Source organism: Rhodobacteraceae bacterium M382, assembly GCA_025141015.1.
Classification (GTDB): domain Bacteria; phylum Pseudomonadota; class Alphaproteobacteria; order Rhodobacterales; family Rhodobacteraceae; genus Aliisedimentitalea; species Aliisedimentitalea scapharcae.
On sequence record CP081098.1, the window covers coordinates 3,565,693 to 3,587,158 of the forward strand.

At 58.3% G+C, this 21,466-nt stretch carries 23 protein-coding genes and 1 pseudogene; 18 read left to right on the forward strand and 6 right to left on the reverse strand.

From position 1 onward, the window contains the following. Positions 1-201: 201 nt before the first annotated feature. The 16 genes and pseudogenes from K3727_16580 to K3727_16655 all read left to right on the forward strand — a co-directional run bounded on the left by K3727_16580 (position 202) and on the right by K3727_16655 (position 14,031). On the forward strand, positions 202-657 hold the full coding sequence (locus K3727_16580; protein ID UWQ93426.1) for an EF-hand domain-containing protein: 456 nt from the start codon (positions 202-204) through the stop codon (positions 655-657). Positions 658-803: 146 nt separating this feature from the next. Continuing rightward, positions 804-1,868: a YncE family protein gene (locus K3727_16585; GenBank protein UWQ90379.1), complete on the forward strand. Its 1,065-nt coding sequence runs from the start codon at positions 804-806 to the stop codon at positions 1,866-1,868. A 291-nt stretch (positions 1,869-2,159) separates the two neighbouring features. Further along, positions 2,160-2,525: a hypothetical protein gene (locus K3727_16590; protein ID UWQ90380.1), complete on the forward strand. Its 366-nt coding sequence runs from the start codon at positions 2,160-2,162 to the stop codon at positions 2,523-2,525. A 130-nt stretch (positions 2,526-2,655) separates the two neighbouring features. Then, positions 2,656-5,013: a cadmium-translocating P-type ATPase gene (cadA, locus tag K3727_16595; GenBank protein UWQ90381.1), complete on the forward strand. Its 2,358-nt coding sequence runs from the start codon at positions 2,656-2,658 to the stop codon at positions 5,011-5,013. Between the two features lie 16 nt (positions 5,014-5,029). Further along, positions 5,030-5,284, forward strand: coding sequence for a DUF2933 domain-containing protein (locus K3727_16600; GenBank protein UWQ90382.1), 255 nt, complete (start codon positions 5,030-5,032; stop codon positions 5,282-5,284). Beyond that, positions 5,281-5,943 (forward strand): isoprenylcysteine carboxylmethyltransferase family protein, encoded by a 663-nt coding sequence (locus tag K3727_16605; protein UWQ90383.1) that lies wholly within the window; start codon positions 5,281-5,283, stop codon positions 5,941-5,943. The genes K3727_16600 and K3727_16605 overlap by 4 nt, the downstream gene beginning before the upstream one ends. 31 nt (positions 5,944-5,974) lie before the next feature. Beyond that, positions 5,975-7,300, forward strand: a complete 1,326-nt coding sequence (locus K3727_16610) for an APC family permease (protein UWQ90384.1) — start codon at positions 5,975-5,977, stop codon at positions 7,298-7,300. A 233-nt stretch (positions 7,301-7,533) separates the two neighbouring features. Further along, on the forward strand, positions 7,534-7,989 hold the full coding sequence (locus K3727_16615; GenBank protein ID UWQ93427.1) for an EF-hand domain-containing protein: 456 nt from the start codon (positions 7,534-7,536) through the stop codon (positions 7,987-7,989). A gap of 172 nt (positions 7,990-8,161) precedes the next feature. Continuing rightward, complete coding sequence (locus tag K3727_16620; protein UWQ90385.1) at positions 8,162-8,548, forward strand: DUF302 domain-containing protein; 387 nt, start codon at positions 8,162-8,164, stop codon at positions 8,546-8,548. Next, positions 8,545-9,207 (forward strand): VTT domain-containing protein, encoded by a 663-nt coding sequence (locus K3727_16625; GenBank protein UWQ90386.1) that lies wholly within the window; start codon positions 8,545-8,547, stop codon positions 9,205-9,207. Before K3727_16620 ends, K3727_16625 begins: the two co-directional genes overlap by 4 nt. A gap of 365 nt (positions 9,208-9,572) precedes the next feature. Continuing rightward, positions 9,573-10,175 (forward strand): L,D-transpeptidase, encoded by a 603-nt coding sequence (locus K3727_16630; GenBank protein UWQ90387.1) that lies wholly within the window; start codon positions 9,573-9,575, stop codon positions 10,173-10,175. A 51-nt stretch (positions 10,176-10,226) separates the two neighbouring features. Further along, the gene (locus K3727_16635) at positions 10,227-10,685 is read left to right on the forward strand and encodes a cytochrome c (GenBank protein UWQ90388.1); all 459 of its coding nucleotides are present in this window, start codon (positions 10,227-10,229) and stop codon (positions 10,683-10,685) included. Positions 10,686-11,220: 535 nt separating this feature from the next. Continuing rightward, complete coding sequence (locus K3727_16640; GenBank protein ID UWQ90389.1) at positions 11,221-11,382, forward strand: hypothetical protein; 162 nt, start codon at positions 11,221-11,223, stop codon at positions 11,380-11,382. 49 nt (positions 11,383-11,431) lie between these two features. After that, the gene (locus tag K3727_16645; protein ID UWQ90390.1) at positions 11,432-12,829 is read left to right on the forward strand and encodes a multicopper oxidase family protein; all 1,398 of its coding nucleotides are present in this window, start codon (positions 11,432-11,434) and stop codon (positions 12,827-12,829) included. Further along, entirely contained in the window at positions 12,826-13,308 is a 483-nt protein-coding gene (locus K3727_16650; protein UWQ90391.1) for a cytochrome c, read from the forward strand. The genes K3727_16645 and K3727_16650 overlap by 4 nt, the downstream gene beginning before the upstream one ends. Beyond that, positions 13,305-14,031, forward strand: a pseudogene (locus K3727_16655) (DsbA family protein). The gene K3727_16650 and the pseudogene K3727_16655 overlap by 4 nt, the downstream one beginning before the upstream one ends. A 68-nt stretch (positions 14,032-14,099) precedes the next feature. Here the strand turns inward: K3727_16655 and K3727_16660 are convergent. Both K3727_16660 and K3727_16665 read right to left on the reverse strand, forming a co-directional pair. Then, the gene (locus tag K3727_16660; GenBank protein ID UWQ93428.1) at positions 14,100-15,509 is read right to left on the reverse strand and encodes a multicopper oxidase domain-containing protein; all 1,410 of its coding nucleotides are present in this window, start codon (positions 15,507-15,509) and stop codon (positions 14,100-14,102) included. Positions 15,510-15,559: 50 nt separating this feature from the next. Next, positions 15,560-15,757: a heavy-metal-associated domain-containing protein gene (locus tag K3727_16665; GenBank protein UWQ90392.1), complete on the reverse strand. Its 198-nt coding sequence runs from the start codon at positions 15,755-15,757 to the stop codon at positions 15,560-15,562. Positions 15,758-15,899: 142 nt separating this feature from the next. Between K3727_16665 and K3727_16670 the strand changes: the two genes are divergently transcribed. Both K3727_16670 and cueR read left to right on the forward strand, forming a co-directional pair. Then, positions 15,900-18,410 (forward strand): heavy metal translocating P-type ATPase, encoded by a 2,511-nt coding sequence (locus tag K3727_16670; protein ID UWQ90393.1) that lies wholly within the window; start codon positions 15,900-15,902, stop codon positions 18,408-18,410. 12 nt (positions 18,411-18,422) lie between these two features. Beyond that, entirely contained in the window at positions 18,423-18,839 is a 417-nt protein-coding gene (gene cueR / locus K3727_16675; protein UWQ90394.1) for a Cu(I)-responsive transcriptional regulator, read from the forward strand. Between the two features lie 264 nt (positions 18,840-19,103). Here the strand turns inward: cueR and K3727_16680 are convergent, their stop codons facing one another. From K3727_16680 to K3727_16695, 4 genes are all read right to left on the reverse strand, one after another. Beyond that, positions 19,104-19,361, reverse strand: a complete 258-nt coding sequence (locus K3727_16680) for a hypothetical protein (protein ID UWQ90395.1) — start codon at positions 19,359-19,361, stop codon at positions 19,104-19,106. Continuing rightward, positions 19,358-20,032, reverse strand: a complete 675-nt coding sequence (locus K3727_16685) for a DUF882 domain-containing protein (protein UWQ90396.1) — start codon at positions 20,030-20,032, stop codon at positions 19,358-19,360. The genes K3727_16680 and K3727_16685 overlap by 4 nt, the downstream gene beginning before the upstream one ends. Before the next feature lie 91 nt (positions 20,033-20,123). Further along, positions 20,124-20,414, reverse strand: a complete 291-nt coding sequence (locus tag K3727_16690) for a hypothetical protein (protein UWQ90397.1) — start codon at positions 20,412-20,414, stop codon at positions 20,124-20,126. Positions 20,415-20,465: 51 nt separating this feature from the next. Next, positions 20,466-21,458 carry a hypothetical protein gene (locus K3727_16695; protein ID UWQ90398.1) on the reverse strand — a complete coding sequence of 331 codons (993 nt, stop codon included), beginning with the start codon at positions 21,456-21,458 and terminating at the stop codon, positions 20,466-20,468. Positions 21,459-21,466 lie beyond the last annotated feature (8 nt).

Sequence of the window (21,466 nt, forward strand, 5' to 3'; positions counted from 1 at the left end):
CGAAACATCAAATGATAGGGTGACATGATGAAACGGAAAACAGTTTTCGCACTTGGTCTGATCGGAGCGACTTCCCTTGCGGGTGTAATTGCCTTGCCAGCACTGGCAAGCGGCGGGGGTCACGGCGGCCAGGCAGGCCACAAAGCTCATGGCGACCAGAGTGGAATGGGCCAGGGCGGGATGAGCCACGGGCAGCATGGGATGGCAGGCGGCCAGAGTGGCCAAGGGATGATGGACCCGCAGATGATGCAGATGATGATGCGCATGCACGGCCAGATGATGGGCGGCGGCGGTATGATGGGCGGCATGATGGACAATCCCATGTTCAAGTCCTTTGATACGGATGGGGATGGCCGCGTCAGCCCCGAAGAAATGCGCGCGGGTCAGAAGGCCAAGCTCGAGCGATTTGATGAAAACAGTGACGGCAGCCTGTCGCTGGACGAATTCGAAGCCCTGCACAGCGCAGCCATCCGCGAAATGATGGTCGATAAGTTCCAGAAGCTGGACAATGACGGCGACGGACAGGTGACCTCCGAGGAAATGGCCGCCCCTGCCAGGAAAATGGAACGCATGCAAAAGATGCGGGCTCAATCCGGCCAAAAGCACCCAGGTGCCATGATGGGCGGCGACACCGAGACGAGTGAAGAAAACAACTGAATGTCGTAGGGCGGGGTAGATCCCGCCCCATCGTAGTGACCTGTGGCCGCTGTGGTGGCCACATTTTGCGCAACAGTTTTGATGCCCCTCAGCCGACCCGCCGCCGGAAATCGTCCCCGATGGCCTAAAATGAAAAGGAAATCACAATGATTACGCACAATTTGGGCAATTTATTTGGCGGAGTGACGTTTGCAGCACTCGTGGTAGGCGCAGCCTCCGCTGAGACTGTTTTCATTCCAGAAGGTAGTGCAGATTCGATGCTGATCGTGGATGCGGCGACTGGCACCACGATCCGCCGGATCGAAGGGCTGGAGGCAGTGCACGGTTTGTCTGGTGCCCCCGGCGTGCCGGTGCTGGTGGCAGGTAGTTATACCGAGATTGAACGCACCAAAATCACCGAAATAGAGCAACCCATAGGCGTTTCTGCAGATGACCATGCCGCACACCATGCGGCTGCGCCAAAGCGTCTGGGACCAGCTGATGCCGGGCTTAGCTTGCTCAGCATTCTCGATGCGACATCCGGTGAGATATTGCGCCAGATAGAAGTTCCGGGCGCCGTGCATCACACCGCTGTGTCGCCCAATGGCCGTTTTGCCATTGCAACCCATCCTTCCGGTGACGGAATTTCAGTGGTTGACCTTGTGGATTTCGAGCTGGTCGCCTTTGTGGTGACCGGTAGTATGCCAAATTATGCGGTTTTCGGGGCCGATCCCGATATCGTTTATGTCACGAACACGGGTAACGGGACGATCAGCGAAGTTGATCTGACCCGTGGGATCGTGCGGCGCAACTTGATTGCGGGCGAGGCGCCCGAGCACATGGTTGCCGATCCGGATGCAGGAGTACTCTATGTCGCGGACGCTGATGTCGGGCAAGTTCTGGAACTTGATCTAACTGACGAAACCGCGCGCCGAAGCTTCGACATTGGTGGCGAAATCCATGGCCTTGGCCTGTCGGACGATCGCACCCGGCTTTTCGTTGCGGGGCGCGGAGAGAACAAGTTGGCAGCAATTGACCTGGACAGTGGCTCGGTCACAACCGTCGCTCTCACGCCCGAACCCTATCATCTGACGACAATTCCAGGCACCGGACGGTTCTTCGTGTCTTCAAGGGCTGAGCCCATGGTCTGGATCGTCGAAGACATCAACCTGAGCGTCACCGGCGAGTTCCCAGTCAATGGCGAGGGCCACCAAATGGTAGCGACACAATGATGTTTTTGCGGCTGTGTAAACAGAACTGCAGCCTTCCGCAAAATGACTGCTGAGAAAGGGTTTGAAATCATGATTATCTTCATTTTATTCGCCGCCGCAACCACACTGTTTTTCGGTGCCGCGCATTTGCTGCCGACTGTGCGACGTGTTGCAGTCGTAGCCAACCGCAGATCCTAGGCGCGTACGACATATACTGCCGCACGGCTTGGAGGCTGGCCTCAGGTCGGCCTCCAAGATCAGGGCGAGACTCTCAGTGACGGCGCGCCTGGGCGAATGGAAGGAACACAAACCATGTTACCATTGATCTATTTTGCCACCGTTGGCGGGATGTTTTTTCTGATCCTGCGCCTGAGTTGTGGACCCTGTGTAATGGGGCGTGCAGAAGCAGATGGTGCCATCACAAGCCATCGCCTGCCGATCATTCAGTTGGGGTGGGCGCTGAGTCTGTTTCTGGCTCTGAGCTTCATAATCTGCGTGGTCTTTGATCTGATTCTTCCGGGATATGCGATGTATGAAACCTGGGCGGGCCTTTTGCCGGGCTTTGTCTGGCTGTCGCCTGGCGCGTTCCTGCTCGGTCTCGTCGAGAGCTTTCTTTATGGCTGGTATGTCGCGTTGATCTTCGGTGGGCTCTACAACGCCGTTGCAAATCGGGAGTGATTGCCATGGCCCGCATTGCCCAACCGTCGCTGCGTTTTCCCGGGACCGCCGGTCTGATTGGCAAGGTTGACCCTACCGTGCTGGAAGGCTGCAAACTCGGCGTCAAACGTAACACAAAAGGAAATCCGTGATGAACAGCCACTCGCACAATGGTTCTAAGTCCATGGACACGGTTTACACTTGTCCGATGCATCCCGAGGTCCGGGCTGAGGAGCCGGGCGACTGCCCCAAATGTGGCATGCATCTGGTGCAACATGGCAAAGGGGCGACGCACACGGGCCACGATCACCACGCGTATGCACATGCGGCACATGATGCAGGCAGCAGCGACGGCGACGGGTACGACACCGTTCCCGCGGGCCATGAAGGCGAGGTCTATACCTGCCCGATGCATGCGCAGGTGCGTCAGACGCATTCCGGTTCCTGCCCGATCTGCGGAATGGGGCTGGAGCTGGAAAGTTCGGCCATGACCGAGGCGGGACCGAACCCAGAGCTGGTCAATTTCACTCGTCGCTTCTGGGTTGGCACCGTCCTGAGCATCCCGCTTTTGATTCTAGCGATGGGCCCCTATCTGGGTCTTTCCGCGGTCCGCGAGATTTTTGGCGAACGTGGAACGCTCTGGGTCGAACTGGTGCTTGGAACGCCAGTTGTGTTCTGGTCGGGCTGGCCGTTTTTGGTGCGCGGCTGGAATTCGTTCCGGACGATGAACCTCAATATGTTCTCGCTTATCGCAATGGGCGTGATTGCCGCCTGGCTGTTCAGCGTGGTCGCAGTACTGGCGCCAGGCATATTCCCCGACGGTTTCCGAGACGCCGCGGGCAATGTCGGGGTCTATTTCGAAGCGGCTGCAGTGATCGTGACGTTGGTGCTGCTGGGCCAGGTGATGGAACTACGCGCCCGCGAAGGCACCGGCAAGGCGATACGGGCGCTTCTGGACATGGCCGCCAAGACCGCGCGGGTGATCCGTGACGACGGGAGCGAGGCGGATATCCCGCTAGAGGATGTCCGGGTTGATGATCGCTTGCGCGTGCGCCCCGGTGACAAAGTGCCGGTCGATGGCATTGTCATCGACGGGCGCTCGTCGGTTGATGAAAGCATGATCTCGGGCGAGCCGGTGCCGGTGGAGAAAACCATCGGCGATCCGCTGACGGGGGCCACGATCAATGGCACCGGCAGCCTGATAATGGAAGCGACGCGGGTGGGCTCTGATACCATGCTCGCCCAGATCGTCGAGATGGTGTCGAACGCGCAAAGGAGCCGTGCGCCGATTCAGAAATACGCCGATCAGGTCGCGGGAGTTTTCGTGCCTGCGGTGATTGGCGTTGCCGTGCTGGCCTTTCTCGCCTGGGCGATATGGGGCCCGGCACCGGCTCTGTCATATGCGTTGATCTCGGCTGTGGCGGTGCTGATCATCGCCTGCCCCTGTGCCCTCGGACTGGCGACACCGATGTCGATCATGACCGCAACAGGTCGCGGCGCGCAGGCCGGTGTTCTGATCAAGAACGCCGAGGCGCTGGAGCGGTTCGAAAAGGTCGATACACTGATCGTGGACAAGACCGGCACCCTCACCGAGGGCAAGCCGCGCCTTGTTGCGGTCCTACCCGAGGCGGGGCATGACGAGTCCGAGGTGCTGCGCCTCGCGGCTTCGCTTGAGCGCGGCTCCGAGCATCCGCTGGCAGAGGCCATCGTCCGGGGTGCCGAGGAACGCGGCGTGGCACTGGCCACGGCGAGCGACTTTGAGGCCGTGACGGGTAAAGGCGTCAGGGGCGTGGTCGATGGCCGCTCAGTGGCGCTTGGCAACCTCGCGCTGCTTTCAGAAATGGGCCTTGAAGGCGGCGAGCTGACCGCCAAGGCCGACGCGCGCCGGGATGAGGGCGAAACGGTGATGTTTGTTGTGCTGGAGGGCCAGATCGAGGGCCTCGTCAGCGTTGCGGACCCGGTGAAAGTGACGACACCCGCAGCCCTTGAGGCGCTGCATGGTCTGGGTTTCCGCATCATAATGGCAACGGGCGACAACAAGCGCACGGCCAAAGCCATCGGCGCGCGCCTCGGAATCGATGAAATTCGCGCCGACGTGCTGCCCGAGAACAAGGCCCGCCTCATCCGTGAGTTGCAGGATCAGGGCCGCAAAGTGGCGATGGCGGGTGATGGCGTGAACGACGCACCGGCGCTAGCGCAGGCCGATGTCGGTATTGCCATGGGAACAGGAGCGGATGTCGCCATTGAAAGCGCCGGTTTCACCCTGATAGGAGGCAACCTTGACGGTATCGTGCGCGCCCGTCGTTTGAGCCGCGCCACCATGAACAACATCCGCCAGAACCTGTTCTTCGCGCTGATCTACAACGCCCTGGGCGTGCCTGTCGCAGCAGGCCTCCTCTATCCGTTCCTCGGCATCCTGATTAGCCCGATGTTCGCGGCCTTCGCCATGAGCGCCTCGTCGATCTCTGTTGTGCTCAATGCACTTCGGCTGCGCCGGGCCAAAATCTGATGTAAGGATATGAAAAATGAAAAAAGTAACGCCTTTCACCGACACGAACGAGACCACAGAACCGGGCAAAAAGAGCTTCTGGCGATCGCGCACTGGGGTATACCTGATCATCGCTTTTCTGCTCGGTGGATTGCTTTTGGGTTACGAACACAAGGTTCACATCTTCGCCAGCAGCTGGATATTTTATCTGCCGCTTCTGATCTGCGTCGGAATGCATTTCTTCATGCATGGTGGACACGGAGGGCACGGTTCGGGTGGTGACAAGTCGTGACCGATCCGGGGTCTTCTTATGGTCTGTGGCTGCTTGTTTTCGTTAATTCAGCAGTTTTCATCCTGTTCGCTTTCAGCTTTTTCAAACCACAGACCACCCGTGATTGGCGCAGCTTCGGTGCGTTCAGTGCGTTTCTTGTGGCGCTCTTCACAGAGATGTACGGCTTTCCGTTGACGATTTACTTTCTGTCGGGCTGGCTGCAATCGACTTGGCCTGACATTGACTGGTTCGCCCACGACAGCGGGCATTTGCCTGAGATGATGTTCGGCTGGACCGCAAATCCGCATTTCGGGCCGTTTCATCTGCTCAGCTTCGTGCTGATCGGCGGTGGATTCTGGCTGATCTCGGTGGCCTGGCACCACCTTTGGGCGGCGCAGCGGCGGGATCGGCTGGCTGTAACCGGGCCCTATGCTCGAATCCGCCACCCCCAATATGTGGGCTTTATCCTTATCATGCTGGGTTTCCTCGTGCAGTGGCCGAAGCTGTTAACTCTAGCAATGTTTCCCGTGTTGGTCTGGATGTATGTCCATCTCGCGCGCAGCGAGGAAGCGGACACCCAAGCGCGGTTCGAGGCAGATTATGACTTGTACGCGAAGCAGGTTCCGGCATTCATCCCCGTTTCCTTCGCGACCCGAGCCGGAAATAGTGAAACGCTGTAGGCAAGAAACCACTAGTATTTAGGATGTCGGAATGAAACGCGAACACCAGAGCGAATCTTACGAGAAAGGCTCGATTGGCCTCGGCAGTGCGGTGGCGATGGGCACCGGAGTGATGATTGGCGCAGGTATCTTTGCGCTAACCGGGCAGATCGCACAACTGGCCGGGACGCTGTTTCCACTGGCTTTTATTGCAGGTGCGGTCGTCACCGGGTTCAGTGCCTATAGCTACATCAAGATGTCGAATGCCTGGCCATCCGCGGGCGGTATCGCGATGATCCTGGAAAAAGCCTATGGGCCGGGGGCGATTGCTGCCGGTGCCGCTCTTTTGATGGCGCTGTCGATGGTAATTGCCGAAAGCCTCGTGGCACGGACTTTTGCCACATATGTGCTGCGCCCCTTCGATATAACAGGCGGACCTCTGGTGCCGTTACTCGCGGTTAGCGTGATCCTGTTTGCCTATCTGATCAACCTCGCCGGAAATCGTTCAGTCGGAGTTTTTTCGTTGATACTGGCTGCGGCCAAGATCGGTGGCATCGCGATTTTCGGGATCGCGGCGATCTGGGCGAGCGGGTTTCAGTTCGCGGCGACAAGCGAGTCCTCCGGGGCATTCGATGCGACCGGCTTTATCGCCTCTGTCGCGTTCGCGATTCTTGCCTTCAAGGGATTTACCACCATCACCAACAGCGGCGCTGAGGTCACTGACCCGCATCGCAATGTGGGTCGGGCGATTATGATCTCAATCGCGATTTGTGTTGTCATCTATCTGTTGGTTGCCTTCGCTGTCAGTTCAAGCCTGACAATTGACGAGATCGTGGCGGCGCGCGACTATTCACTGGCCGAAGCCGCCGCGCCCGCATTTGGCCAGGTCGGGTTTTACGCCACCGTCCTCCTGGCCGCCGCTGCCACGGTCTCGGGCGTGTTGGCCAGCGTCTTTGCGGTGTCCCGTATGCTGGCGATGTTGACGGATATGAAGATGATTCCACATCGCCATTTTGGCATGTCGGGACCGATCCAGAAGCATACGCTGGTCTATACAGTGGTGATTGCATCGACTCTTGCGGTGTTCTTCGATCTCAGCCGAATTGCGTCACTTGGCGCGTTTTTCTACCTCGTCATGGACATGATTGTGCAGTGGGGAGTCTTCCGTTTCATGCGACACGAGATCAAGGCTGCGGGGCCGGTATTGCTTCTGGCGCTCGGTTTCGATGCAGTGGTGCTGGTGGCATTTACATTGATGAAACTTCAGAGCGACCCGGGGATTGTGCTTTACGCGACCATAGGCATCGGTGCAGTCTTCGCTTATGAGCGGGTCTACCTGTCACACTGGCTGGCGCCAAAGAGCGGCCACAGCCACTGATGCAGCGCAGGGTGTTCACTGACCGTAGGCTATGATGGAGCGGATTTCCTTATTATGGCATCGCGTTGTCTTAGAGTCTGATTCAAAACTAACCGAATGTTTTCAGGTTCTTGCGAGCAAGCGGATGATGCGCCTGATATGGGCAATGGGGTCACGGCGGCCAGGCAGCCCACAAAGCTCATGGCGACCGGAGTGGTATGGGCCAGGGTGGGATGGGCCACGGGCAGCATGGGATGGCAGGCGGCCAGAGTGGCCAAGGGATGATGGACCCGCAGATGATGCAGATGATGATGCGCATGCACGGCCAGATGATGGGCGGCGGCGGTATGATGGGCGGCATGATGGACAATCCCATGTTCAAGTCCTTTGATACGGATGGGGATGGCCGCGTCAGCCCCGAAGAAATGCGCGCGGGTCAGAAGGCCAAGCTCGAGCGATTTGATGAAAACAGTGACGGCAGCCTGTCGCTGGACGAATTCGAAGCCCTGCACAGCGCAGCCATCCGCGAAATGATGGTCGATAAGTTCCAGAAGCTGGACAATGACGGCGACGGACAGGTGACCTCCGAGGAAATGGCCGCCCCTGCCAGGAAAATGGAACGCATGCAAAAGATGCGGGCTCAATCCGGCCAAAAGCACCCAGGTGCCATGATGGGCGGCGACACCGAGACGAGTGAAGAAAACAACTGAGTGTTGTTGGGGTGGGTAGGTCCCGCGCCCCCGCATCCCTAAACCGGAAAGGATAGTTCGATGATGGGGTTTGGAATGCTACTTCTGACGTTGCTGGCAATTTTGACGCTTGTTGCGATAGTCAAATACCTGAACAATTCAAACCAGACATATTACGACAGGAGACATGAGCATGAGCTACACCATTAACCGCCTTATCGCGGATGCCGATTTTGAAGAAGTCGATGCGCGCGTTCGTAAGGCGTTGGGCGATCACGGCTTTGGCGTACTGACGGAAATTGACGTCAAAGCGACAATGAAAAAGAAGATCGACGTTGATATGGATCCGTACCGAATTCTTGGGGCGTGTAACCCGAACATGGCGTACCAGGCCATCGGGATGGAACCGCGGGTCGGTGCGATGCTGCCCTGCAACGTGATCCTGCGCGCCGTTGATGGCGGTGTCGAAGTCAGCGCCATTGATCCGGTCGCTTCGATGCAGGCAATCGACAATGACGAACTGCATTCTGTCGCAGGTCAGGTGCGCGACATGCTGGCCGAGGCCGTCGCGGGCGCATGATCGGCCAGCGCCTGTTCCGCCGCACGGTTCTGATAACTGCCGTGCTCGCAGGTTCGGGAGCCTTTCTTTGGTGGTGGTATTTTGGACAGCACGAGGGCTTGTTGACCCGTGGCGGGGTCGAACAACTTGTAGGACATCTGGGGCGTTGGGGCCCGGCGCTGATCATTGGGTTGATGACGCTGGCGGTGGTTGCAAGCCCGATCCCCAGCGCGCCAATAGCCCTTGCCTCCGGGGCCGTTTATGGGCACTTCTCAGGCACGATCTATGTGCTTATCGGAGCGGAGCTCGGGGCGTTGATCGCCTTCACTTTGGGTCGCGCCTTGGGGCGGGAAACGCTCCAACGCTGGTTCAGCACCCGGATCGACGCCGGGCTTCTGGGATCGCAGAACGCCCTGATGCTGATGGTTTTCGTCAGTCGGCTTCTCCCTTTCGTCTCCTTTGATTTAGTGAGCTATGCCGCTGGCCTCAGCTGCTTGCAATTTTGGCGCTTTGCAGTGGCAACACTGGCCGGAATTATTCCCGCAAGCTTTTTCCTGGCCCATCTGGGAGGCGAGGCCGCAGCCGGGAACGCAAAGGGGGCGATCCTGACAGCTCTCATTCTTGGTTTGGCAACCGGTATTCCGCTGCTGTGGATCGCCATCCGCCCGGCACGGGGCTGATCAGGGACACGATCAGACCGCAATCTGGGTCACAGATCCATTCCTTTCCCGAATAAGTCTTCACGAAATCCACCAAAAGCATCGTGAACCACCCTATGTTGTTCCATGTGTCCTTCCGTGTGAAGTCATCATGTCGCTCTCGATCAATTAGTTGTTTTGTTTGAATATTTAATCGTGATCTGCCACCTTCAGCCAATCTCTGGGTCGCTATTTTCCTACACGAAATCCCAGCTGCTCCAGAGCTGGTAAGACAAACTGGAAATTCTCACTGTTTTGTTATCAAGAAACCGTTTGACCTTCCCGCGCAGGAAGCTGGTTTAAAACCGCAAAAGTCGGCAACCCGATATTTCTGGAGGCAGAGGGCGATGAAAACGTTCGACAAAACTACGAGTCGGCGGCAGTTTCTTATTGGTGGGGCAACTACGGGTCTGATTGGTTTGGCGACGCCAGGTGTTTTGCGCGCGCAGCAAATTCAGCTCCCTGAGCCGGAGGAAGAAGCACCTGTACGCCGGAACGTATCATCCTTTCGTGCTGAGAGTTGGCAGGATCATTTCGATACGCTTAAAGGCGGGGTGATTTTGTCTGATACAACGTCAAAAATGCTCCAGTTCTGGTCGGAAGACGAAAGCGTCTACAAGGTTTTCCCAACCAGCGTTCCCTTGTCCGAAGATCTGACCCGGCTTGGGTATACCAAGATTATTCGCAAAGTGGATGGACCCAGCTGGGCCCCCACGCCGTCGATGAAGAAGCGCAACCCTGAATGGCCGGATTTTGTAGGTCCCGGGCCGGAAAATCCGCTGGGGACGCATGCCCTTTACCTGTCCTGGCAGTATTACCGAATCCATGGAACCAACGATACGCGCAAAATTGGGCGCAAGTCGTCCAACGGGTGTATCGGGCTTTACAATGAACAAATCGCTGAACTGTTTGCGCTGACCAAGGTCGGGACGCAGGTGAAACTAATCTGACCCGGCGCTGCCAGTGACTAGCGGCCAGCCAACTTGAGAGAGCAGACAAGAATGAACAGAAAAGTTGTTTACGGATTGGGTGCGGTGGGGATAGCCGCTGTCGCGGTGTTTCTACTGCAATCAAAAGATCAACCCGGCCCACAAGGTCATTCGATGACGCCACCTGACACGTCATCCATCGCGCAGGGTGATCCGATCATGACTGTTGCACTTCCTGCCACACTGTCATCGGATGCGCAGATTGGAAAACGCGGCTTTGATGCCAAATGCGCCCAGTGTCACGGCGAGAATGCCGCCGGTCAGAACGGTGTCGCGCCGCCGTTGATTCACAAGATTTACGAGCCGAACCACCATTCAGATATGGCGTTCATCCTGGCTGCTAAAAATGGCGTTCGGTCTCACCACTGGAAGTTTGGCAACATGCCCCCGGTCAAGGGCCTGACAGATGCCGATGTCAAATACATCGCTCGATATGTGCGCGAACTTCAGAAAGAGAATGGTATCTTCTGATGCAGCAGGGGCAGCGTGCGCATTTTTGGTTGGTGTTTCAGGCAGCTGTTTTGTCCGCACTGTTTGCTTTTTTCTGGCTACCGCAAACAGCCAGCGCGCATCTGGATATTGGCGCTGACACCTATTCGACCGTTAATATCCAACACAAAGACAACCCGGCTTCAGATGGCCCTTTCGGAATGTTCGGGCATTATCATTCCGGATTGGATTGTTCGGTTCAAGCGGCCTTTGCCTCTGGGTGTGATGCCCGGTTCATTGACGCTGATCTTCGACCAAATTTTCGATCCGTTGACAATACCATGGTCAGCTGGCCTGTTTCCTTTGATCCGCCGCTACCGCGAGTCCTGTCCTGATAAACCACCAACCCTGCAACCAGGAAATGCTAGGACGACAAGATGAACCCCAAAGCAATTGTAATGAGCGGCGTGTTGACAACCTTTGTGGCAGCCACGGCTTTCGCGCATGGCAATGCGAGGGGCAGCGCATTACCCGGCCTGTCATACCGGGCGAAACTTTACGGACGCACTGTGGGGCCGTGGACAATCTGGCCTATGCTTTGAAAACCGGTGTCATGCCATCCGGTGGCGCGCTTGGCGGAACCATGGGCGAAGTTGTTTTGCAGGGAACATGGTTTCTGACTGACGGGGACCGCAAAGCAATGGCGATCTATCTGATGGACGATCATGTCGGCGAATAATACCGGGACGGGCGAACCTGTTACCCGCCCGAAGAGAGGAAAGAGAGACATGAACATCTCGAGAAGACGATTTGTAGGGGTAGCCGGTGCTGCCGGGTTACTTGCCTCCGCCCCGATCCGGTCGCTTGCTGAAGACCTGAACAACCCGGTTCTGCAGGCGCAGGTGCGAAATGTTCAGCTTGCGCCAGCGGGCTATCCGCAGACCGAGATCTGGGGATACGGCGGGCAGACGCCCGGCCCGGAAATTCGGCTGCTTCAGGGGCAAAGCCTGCATCGCAGGCTGAAGAACACACTGCCGCAAGCCACCTCGGTGCATTGGCATGGCATCAGAAGCGACAATGCAATGGACGGCGTGCCCGGGTTGACGCAAGAGGCCGTCATGCCGGGTGCGGAATTCGACTATGATTTTATCGTGCCCGATGCGGGAACCTATTGGTACCACGCGCATAACCGATCCGCTGAACAGGTAGCTCGAGGTCTGTATGGCGCGTTGATTGTCGAAGAGGCGGATGGCCCCGACGTAGATCGCGAAGAGGTTCTGGTGCTCGACGACTGGCTGCTTAACCCCGAATCCGCGCAGATCGATCCGGACTTTGCGGCACAGCATGATCGCAGCCACGCGGGAAGGCGCGGGAATTTTGTGGCGACCAATGGACGTTTTGAACTGACGCTTCCGACCACTCGTCACGAGAGAATGCGCCTAAGGATCATCAACGCGGCCAACGCCCGGATATTTGTCCTTGCATTGGAAGGGCTTGAGGGATGGGTCGTCGCGTTGGACGGCATGCCGTTGCCAGAGCCCGAGCCGGTTACAGAGGAATTCCTGATAGGGCCGGGTCAACGCGTTGATCTGATTGTCGATGTGACGGCAGAAGTTGGTGATACCGCCTATCTGGTGCGCCTTGAGAGCGAAGAGGCGCGCGCCCAGGCGTCCTTTCCGGTGACAGTGGCGGGCAGCCGGGCCCGCCGGGACGCTCCGGAGGCGTTGCCCCCAAATCCTGATCAGTCAGTTACTGGTCTTGAGGGCGCACTGTGCGCCCGCCTGACCATGGCGGGTGGTGCCATGGGGACATTGCAATCCGCAATTCTGAATGGCGAGCAGGCGTCCTTTCGACAGATGGTGCAGGCCAATGAGTTCTGGGCATTCAACGGGACCGTCGGGATGACCGAGACACCATTGGTCGAGGTATCTCTGGGCCAGACGGTGCGGGTGGAGATTAACAACGACACATCTTTTCCTCATGCGATGCACCTTCATGGCATGCATTTCCGCGAAGTCATGCAGGGCGGAAACCTTGGGCCGCTTCGAGATACGCTGATGACATTTGCGGGCCAGACGCGCGAGATTGCCTTTATGGCAAACAACCCCGGCGATTGGCTGTTCCACTGTCACATGCTGTCCCATGCGGATTCCGGCATGATGACTTGGCTAAAGGTGGTCGCATGAAACGATACGCGCTTATGGTAATTGCGGTGTCCACCCTTGCACTTGGGGGATGGGTTTTATTTTCGCTCTCTTCCCGGTCACCAATTACATCGGCAGATAATGCAGATCCCGCCGCGGGCGAGGCTCTCTATCAGGCAAACTGTGCCTCTTGCCATGGGGTCAATTTGCAGGGGCAGCCAAATTGGCGATCTCAGGGCGATGACGGGCTGTTGCCAGCCCCGCCGCATGATAAAACGGGCCATACCTGGCATCACGGAGACGGGCTTTTATTTTCCTACACCAAACTTGGCGGCAAAGAAGCTCTGGCCCAACAGGGCGTCGACTTTGACAGTGGCATGCCAGGCTTTGGCGATCAGCTGAGTGATCAGCAGATCTGGGATATTCTTACCTATATCAAATCCACCTGGCCTGACCGCGAAAGAGAGCTTCAGGCCACACGCAGCGAGGCCGAGCGCCTTCAGAAGGATGCAAACCCATGAACAAACTGACCACAGTCACACTGGCGATCCTTATGGGAGGGCTTCCGTTTGTCGCCTCTGCTGGGGAACTCAGCGAGGCCCGAATCAAGGAACTGGTGTATGAGGCCATCCGGGAGAATCCAGATATCATTATGGAGGCCGTCGCCATCCTGCAACAACGCGAGGACGAGGCGCAGGCATCCGCTACACAATCGATCCTGAGCGATCAGCGCGCGGCGCTGGAACGCGACCCCAATGCGCCGGTTCTGGGGAATCCAGACGGCGATGTGACGGTTGTTGAGTTTTTCGACTATAACTGCCCCTATTGCAAACGCGCCATGACCGAAGTTCAGGCGCTGCTTGAGGCGGATGCGGATGTCCGGTTGGTCTATAGAGAATGGCCAGTACTGGGCGAGGGATCAGTCTTTGCCTCGCCCAGTACTGGCGGCCCGGGCGCAGGGGAAATACGAAGAGTTCCACCGGGCGCTGATGGGTTCCCGGGGCCGGGTCGAAGAAGCATCCGTTCTTCGCATCGCAAAAGAAGTGGGCCTTGATCTTGAAAGGTTGAAGGCGGACATGCAGTCACCCGAAGTGGAAGAGCATTTGGCCACATCAATGCAACTGGCCCAGTCCCTTGGCTTTAACGGCACGCCATCTTTCGTGATCGGCGACGCGTTGGTCCCGGGATTTGTGGAACGGGCGCAATTGCAGGAAATCGTGGGCGAGAACCGTAAGAACGAGTGAGAGTTACGGTTTTCCGGCCACAGCCGGGGAAGTCAGGCCGAAATGAGCAATCCTTCCGGCTTCAGCTCTCAAGACACTGAAAACTGACCCATCATGCCCGCATCCTCATGTTCCAGAATATGACAATGATACATGTACGGCGCATGGTTCGGGGCTGGCTGGTCAAACCGCATCAAGAGTTCCGCCTGCCCGTCAATCAGCACTGTGTCCTTCCATCCCCGGTTTTGTGCGGCCGATGGTTGACCGTTCTCGCTCAGAACCTGAAATCGGGTGCCGTGAACGTGGAACGGGTGCATCATCATCGGCGCCGACACCTGCCAGAGTTCTGTCTGGCCGCGCTTGGCTGCGACATTGATATGGCTCATGTCAAACGGCTGTCCATTGATCGAAAAGCCGCCGCCGCGCCGCCCCATCATGCCGCCGCCCATTCCCATATCCAATGTAAACTGGCGTTGAACCGCGCCAGTCGGATCAAGGTCTGGCAGCGCCTCTCCTATACCCGTGGGCAAGGTGGCAATGCGCGGGATTAGCCCCGGATCAACCTCAAATTTCTGCACGTCGAACGATCCGCCACCGCCGCCCATCATGCCGCCCATCATGGGCGTGTTGGAAACCGAAGCGCTCAAAAGGCTGTCTGCGTCGGTGCCGGAAAAATCGACCAGAATCTCAATGCGCTCGCCAGGGGCCAATGTGATGTCTTTCAGCGCCAACGGGGCAGGCAACAAACCGGCATCAGTGGCAACCATGTGCAGTTCCCGGCCTGAGGCCATGGAAAACCGGTAGACACGCGCATTTGACCCGTTCAACAGCCGAAGCCGCACGATCCCGGCAGGCACCACAGCCACGCTTCCGATCTGGCCGTTGACAACAACGGTGTCGCCCAGAAATCCCACCATCGATTCATGCATGCCACGCGAGTAGGTCATCCGGCCCCGGCGATCAAAGCGACGGTCCTGAACAACCAGTGTCAGGTCATCTGTGCCATAGGTGCTTGGCAGGCCGCGTTCGTCATCCCGCCCGTCGGTGATTTGCAGCACACCGGCCAGTCCTGCGTGAACCTGCTCGGCGGTTTGTTCATGGATGTGGGAATGATACCAGGCCGTTGCCGATGGTTGCATGATCGGAAGTGTCACGCGCCATGTTTCGCCTGCCAACACCGGTTGGTGGGGGCCGCCATCCACCTCGCCCGGGATCAACAGACCATGCCAATGGGTCGAGACCGGCCGGTTCAGGGCATTTTCAACGGTGGCCTCGGTTTCACCATGGGTCACCCGGATCACAGGTCCCAGATATGCCTGATTGAAGCCGAAGGTATTGCTGGCCGATCTGTTCAGAAAGTTCGTTTCCCCCGCCTGCGCTCGCAGGCTGAACCGCCTGGATTTTGTCGCGTCCAGCAGCGGTGGCATCGACAGCCGCTGCGATGACGTCTGGGCAGATGCCGAACCCGGCAGAGAAAACGCAACCCCAGCTGCAGCCATGCCTGCAAGACAGGTGCGCCGGTTCACCCTGCGGCCCTCACTGATTGCCATCAGATGAGTGTCGCTTCGTAACCGGCTTCCTTGATGGCGCCCAGTATCGCGTCATTGCCAAGAATGCTTTGGACCGCAACGCTTCGGTCTGACAGATCACACGATACCTCGGCCATTTGATCTGCGCCTTTAATTTCTTTTTCGATGGCAGCGGTGCAATGGCCGCAACTCATGTCCGGAACTGTGAATTTTGTCATGTGGGTCTCCTTTGTCCTGACCATCTGGGTCCTTCCAGCGCTGGAGGGTCAAGAGTGAAACCCGCAATTTGTGATTAGGTCTTGACCTTCCAGTAAGTGGAAGCCCTATGTAAGAGGCGAAACCGATCTTGGGATGAGTCGCATGGGCGTTGAAAATCAACTGAAACTGTCATTGCAGGGAATGTCCTGTGCGTCTTGTGTAGGGCGCGCCGAAAAAGCCCTGAAGGGAATGACCGGTGTAACGGATGCATCCGTCAATCTTGCCTCGGAAACGGCGGTGGTGAAATTCTCGGGACTTGCAGATGCCCGGCAAACTCTGGCAACGCTTGATAAAGCAGGCTACCCGGCACGCACCGGATCCGTGACGATGCATGTGGACTCCATGTCATGTGCGTCCTGTGTCGGTCGGGTAGACAAGGCGCTGGCGGTTGTGTCCGGCGTGCTTGAGGTCAATGTGAATCTGGCCTCGGAAACGGCGACTGTTACCTTTCTTGAGGGACAGGTCAGTCCGGGGGATCTACTGCAGGCAGCGGCAGATGCCGGGTATCCGGCACGTTTGAAAGATGCGTCAGCGCCCGAGGACATGGGCGCGCGCAAAGCGGCAGAAGCGCAGAGCCTTGCGCGGCGGACATTGCTTGCAGCAGCATTGGCATTGCCGGTCTTTGTGATGGAGATGGGGGGGCACGCGATCCCGGCATTTCATGACTGGATTCGCCACACGATTGGCCATGAAACAAGCTGGTTGATCCAGTTCGTTCTGACCACAATCGTTCTTATCGGGCCAGGGCGTCAGTTTTACCTTAAGGGGTTCCCTGCACTGATGCGGGGCGCGCCGGATATGAACAGCCTTGTGGCGGTGGGAACATCTGCGGCCTATGCGTTTTCGGTGATAGCAACGTTCTTCCCGACGCTGCTGCCACAAGGGACCCGCGCGGTCTATTACGAGGCCGCGGCGGTCATCGTCGTTCTGATCCTTCTGGGACGGTTCCTTGAGGCCCGCGCCAAAGGGCGTACCGGAGAGGCGATCCGCAAGCTGCTGGGGCTTCAGGCCAAGACCGCACATGTGCTGAGAAGTGACGAGATTGTTGAAATCGACGTGGATCAGATTGTGGTCGGTGACATTCTGTTGGCCCGTCCCGGCGAGCGCATCGCGGTAGATGGCGATGTCACGCAAGGCACCAGCTATGTCGATGAAAGCATGATAAGCGGGGAGCCCGTTCCTGTCGCCAAGGCTGGCGGAGACCCGGTAACCGGTGGAACGGTAAACGGTGCCGGAAGCATCCGGTTTCAGGCCACCCGCGTGGGCGCGGATACAACATTGGCCCAGATCATCCGCATGGTCGAAGAGGCCCAGGGCGCCAAGCTGCCGATCCAGGGGTTGGTGGACAGGATCACCCTGTGGTTCGTGCCCGCCGTGATGGGGCTGGCCGCGCTGACCGTTGTGGTCTGGCTTGTGTTCGGACCGGACCCGGCATTGTCGTATGCGCTTATTGCCGGGGTTGCCGTCCTGATCATTGCCTGTCCCTGTGCCATGGGGCTGGCCACGCCGACTTCGATCATGGTCGGAACCGGGCGGGCGGCCGAGATGGGCGTTTTGTTCCGCAAGGGCGATGCGCTGCAAAGCCTTCAGGCTGTCAACGTGGTCGCGCTGGACAAAACCGGCACCCTGACCGAAGGCCGCCCCGAACTGACCGATCTCAGCGTGGCTGATGGGTTTTCGCGCGACGAAGTCTTGCGCCTTGTGGCCGCCGTTGAACGCGACTCGGAACACCCCATCGCCGAGGCAATTGTCCGGGCAGCAGGAAACGAGGGAATTGCTTTGCCGGATATCGGCGACTTCGCGTCGATCACCGGGTATGGGGTGTGCGCCCAAGTCGATGAACGATCAGTTCTGGTTGGCGCGGACCGACTGATGACCCGCGAAGGGATTGATCTGGAGACCCTGTATTCTGCGGGGGAGGCGTTGGGGGCTGAAGGCAAGACCCCGCTCTATGCCGCGGTGGACGGTCGGATTGCGGCTGTCATTGCGGTTTCAGACCCGGTCAAACCTACAACCAAAATGGCGATCAAGGCTCTGCATGATCTTGGACTGAAAGTTGCCATGATCACCGGCGACAATCGCGCAACGGCGCAGGCAATTGCTGATGCAATCGGCATTGACCACGTGGTCGCCGAAGTCCTGCCGGATGGCAAGGTCGCCGCCCTGAACGAACTGGCGCAGGGTGGCAAGAAGGTCGCCTTCGTCGGTGACGGCATAAACGACGCGCCCGCCCTGGCCCATGCCGATGTCGGAATTGCCATTGGCACTGGCACCGATGTGGCTATCGAAGCGGCCGATGTTGTCTTGATGTCGGGTGACCTGCGTGGTGTTGTGAATGCGTTCGACGTCTCTGCACGCACGATGGCGAATATCCGTCAGAACCTGTTCTGGGCCTTTTCTTACAACTCAGCACTGATCCCGGTCGCCGCAGGTGCGCTGTATCCGGCATTCGGGCTGTTGTTATCGCCCGTTCTGGCCGCCGGGGCCATGGCCCTGTCCAGCGTGTTTGTTCTGAGCAACGCGCTGCGATTGCGGATGGCGCAGCCAATAATGCCTGAGAAGGCTACCCAAAGTCCAGCCGGCTCAGAAATGCAACCGGCCCCCGCTGAATAAGGAGACAGAAGAATGAACATCGGAGACGTATCGCGCTTGTCCGGGCTTCCGGCGAAAACCATTCGCTATTACGAGGAAATCGGCCTTGTCGATCCGCTGCGCAGTAGCAATGGCTATCGGAGTTTCCGCAAAAGCGACCTGCACAAACTTGCCTTTCTGGGGCGGGCCCGGTCCCTGGGTTTTTCCATTGACGATTGCCGCGACCTGCTGGCTCTTTACGATGACAGAACCCGTGCCAGCGCCGATGTCAAAGCGATCGCAAAAGAACATCTGCTACGAATTGACCAGAAATTGGCAGAACTGAATGAAATGCACGAAACGCTATCGCACCTGGTTAATGAGTGCGCCGGAGATCACCGCCCAGATTGCCCGATCTTGGCAGATTTGGCGGCCACATCAGAGAAAGATGCTACCGCTTTGGCAAGCTAGCGATGCTAGGATTCGTTCTTCGTATTAGTCCTTGTTGATTGCTGGTCGAGTGTCGTTGTTCCGTTTTGACGGCAATTGAAAATTTCCAGAGAAATCTCTTAGTATGCAGAACAGGCCCGTGTCTGTTCCCGCATTTCGGCATAATCGATTAGCATTTCTGCGATTGCCGATTTCGCGGGCAGCAGCTTGATTTCTCCGACTGCCCGCACCTGAAGTTCCCTGCTGTACTCTACGAATGGTGGACAGACAGGCACGGCGCGCAGTTTAGAACTCCCCGTCGCGCAAGCGCTGAGCAAGCTCATCGCGATTACGCGGACGACGAGCCGCCGCCTCCAGCATCCGGCGTTGAACTTCATTGATTTTCTCCGTGGTTTCAAGGCGCTCGACCAACCGCCCGATGCGTTCGCCGGATCGGCGCAAGGTCAGCAGAAACAGGACAATGGCGAGCGCGATGGCCCCATAACGCAGTGCGGCCCGAGCCAATGATCTGGCGGCGATCCCACCGAGCAAGGTGGTGATCATCGCTGCCCCTGTTTCCAATCATCCCAGCGCGCATAGATCGCGACCGCAATGCCAGCCAACGCCGCGGCGATAAACACCCAGCGCAACGTGTCGAAATACGGAACCAACGGCAGGATGGCAGATTGCGTATCGCCCAGAACACCCTGCGCAACCTCAACCCCAGCCGCACCGATCGTAGCAACCCCAGCCGCCCCACCACCTTTCATGGTGCGGCTTTCAGCCAGGATTTCCCGTGCCAGCGGCGGCTCAACAGCAAAGGCGGTCTCCCGCACCGGAAACCTCTGCCCCCATTGCCGCGCAGGCCCCAGATCCACATGCATGAACCCCGAGCGCCGATAGAATCCAAACCCCAGAAACCCGACCTCCCTGGCCGCGGCCTCGAACGCCACAGGATCATGGTTCGACATGGCGATATCAAACGCTGCGCTCTCCATGTGCTTCGAACGTTTCGCGCCTCCGACAGCTAGGTTGTGTTCCGGGCTGCGATAGGCCGAGCGGACAATCAGCGGCTTACCAAGGCGATCCCGCAACGCCTGCAGTTTATCCAGCGCGGGTTCGTTGATCAGCAACTTGCCGGTGCCGCGGCAGGCAATCTCTGCGGGCGAGAAGTTGGGCCAGCGCCAGGCGGTATCCGGCACATCGCGCCAGTGGTCATAGAATGTAGGTGTCATGGGGTTCTCCATAGGAAAAGGCCCGCCAATTGGAGGGCTGGATCAGGGTCATCAGGTTTGGTGCTGGTATCGAAAGCTCGGCACGCGCCGATCAGGGCCCGCCACCAAAGAACCTCAGCTTCAGCGCCACGCCTGCGAGCATAGCGAGGATCAGTCCGGTGGTGATGAGATGTACCGTGGTCTGCACCGCGGTGCGGCGCACGAAGCGGACGCAATCCAGCAGCGAGCGCAGATCGCGAATATCAAGCGCCGCGTCTTTGCCGTCGAGACCAACATCGGCCAGTGCCTGCCGGGCCCCTGCCTTGGCTGCACGTGCCATCATCGCCTCAAACTCGGCCTCAGGGATGCGGAGATTTGTGCCATCACGCGAAGGTGGTGTCATGGGACGTGTCTTTCTCAAAATAGGGTCTGTTTGGTGCCGGGACCGCGCCTCTCAGGTGTCACCCATGAAGCCAATCTCGAGGCTGGCAAGATCGGCCCAGGTCCAGGGCACGCCGGTTGCCGGGTTCAGCGTCCATTCAGAACTCAGCGCCTCGATCGACCCACCGGCGGGTGATTGACCCGTGGCGTCATAGTCAGTGCCGCCAATGCGCAAGCGGTTCACAACCGCGGCCGGGTTTGGCGTCTCCACCGCATTGCGGGCGTAGCTGGCGAGGATGATCTTGCCGATGGTGCCCGGCGGTGCCGCGCCGGGGGTGAGGGTGGAGGTCACGGCATCACCGGCGGCGCGGGCATAAGCAAAGGTAGCGGGATCGCCATCGCCAAGCTCAGCATGCCCACCTTCAGCCGTGGCCAGGGCTCCGGCTCCGGTCGGGCGCAGAATGCGAAACCGTCGGCCTCGCGTGTCCAGATCAGACACCAGCACGTTGGAGAGAAAAAACCGCGCATTGCCATCGAGGAAATCTGTGCCGCCGAAATCAAACCGCACCGGCGGTGCACCGTTGACCTTGTCTGCCTTTCCGATCACCTGCCCGAGGAGGCTGAGACCCACATAGAGTGTCACCCGAAAATCATCGACGTTGCCTGCCACTGCCGCGCCGGTCTCGATATGCACATCGAGAGTAAAAAGTTGCGCGTCGGGAATGCCATCAACCGGCGGTCCGGTCAGATTGGGGGTCGCGTAGCTGGTCCCGGCATAATCCAGCGTTTTGTCTCCGTTGGAGAAATCAACCATGACGATGCTGGCGTTGGGCACTGCCACGGTCCAGAAATTGCCGTCGCCATTGGAGGTGAGGTCGAAATCATCATAATAGCAGTCTGCCCGGATCCAGAGATCGTTGAGGGCTGGCAGCGAAATGCTGGCCGCTTCGACTTCATCAAAGCGGAGGGCGTGATCAGCGTGCTGCGGATCAAAACTGCCCGGGACCGAGGCGTCCTCGATGCCACCGAGAAGGGCGGCGCTGTTGGTGATCAGATAATCGGTCATGGGCGTTT